The sequence below is a fragment of the Nonomuraea sp. NPDC049141 genome (genome assembly GCF_040648415.1).
Taxonomy (GTDB): domain Bacteria; phylum Actinomycetota; class Actinomycetes; order Streptosporangiales; family Streptosporangiaceae; genus Nonomuraea.
In genome coordinates this window covers 1-1,042 of the sequence record NZ_JBEZDR010000286.1, presented here as the reverse complement: position 1 = coordinate 1,042, position 1,042 = coordinate 1, and the positions used below count along the sequence as shown (strand labels likewise).

Here is a 1,042-nt window from a genome sequence, read left to right as displayed (position 1 = left end):
CGGGTCGCCGTCACCACCGGCGCCGTCGGCGGCCCGTCGACGGGATCCCCGGGTTCTCCAGCTGCCGGCGCGTCGCCGGGCTCCCCGGCTGCGGGTCGGACGTACCAGCTCGACCAGTTGGTTTACAGCCAGTCGGGCCTGACGGTCACGCTGGTCAGCGCGCAGACCACCGGCGGCAAGCTGCGGCTGAACCTGACGTACCGCAACGGCTCGCCGGTGCCGTGGCCGGTGAGCTGCCCGACCGCCGAGGTCGACCGGACGTCCTCGGAGATCGTCCTGGCGGACGGCCGTACGGTGCGTCCCGACTCCACCTGGTGCACCACCACGCGGCCCGACGAGTCCTTCGCCATCGCGCCGGGGGAGCGGGTGGAGAGCTGGGGCGTGTTCCCGGTGGTGCCGGAGAGCGGCTCGTCCTTCGAGCTGACCTGGTACGACTTCCCGACCCTCGACGTCCGGCTCCGCTGACGGCCTCCTACAGCACCACCGGGAGAGGCTCGACCCAGCAGCTCGCGACGTGGGGCTCGACCAGTCGCCTCGCCTCCTCGGCGTCCGCCTCGGTGAGGAAGACGCCCAGGTTGTCCCGGCGTCGGCGGCCGTCCTGCTCGGTCACCGCCGTGAGCAGGTGCACGCTGCGGTACCGCTCCCGTCGTACGCCCTCCGGCAGGCCCGTGAGGAACGCCTCCGCCACCTCCTGTGGCGAGGCCATGTCGAGCTCACCGCCGACTCCCAGGAGCGGCTTGACCGGCCACATCGGCAGGTACGGGCTGAACGTGTTGAAGAGCGAGGGTCGCAGGTCCGACAGTTCGCCCTCGCACCACCCCACGTTGACCGTGACCACGTAGCCCGTCGCCCCCTCGCCCTCCAGCACGAGCACCCGGGAGTTCCCGGAGCGGTGTTCGTCGTCCGAGAGGCCGCCGCGGATCCGCGCGGCCTCCTCCTCGGTTGCGCATCGGATCAGCAGACCGCGGTACGCCGCCTCGATCCGTACCGCGTCGACCGGGTTGAACAGGACCTCGACCGTCGTCGGCAGGCGGCCGCCACC

At 72.2% G+C, this 1,042-nt stretch carries 2 protein-coding genes; one reads left to right on the top strand and one right to left on the bottom strand.

The features are described from left to right. A partial coding sequence (locus tag AB0B91_RS66505) for a hypothetical protein (protein ID WP_358343362.1) occupies nt 1–465 on the top strand: 465 nt, incomplete at its 5' end. Nucleotides 466–472: 7 nt separating this feature from the next. On the opposite strand, the gene AB0B91_RS66500 is transcribed toward AB0B91_RS66505, so the two are convergent. Beyond that, the coding region (locus AB0B91_RS66500; RefSeq protein WP_358343361.1) for a hypothetical protein at nt 473–1,042 on the bottom strand (570 nt) is incomplete at its 5' end.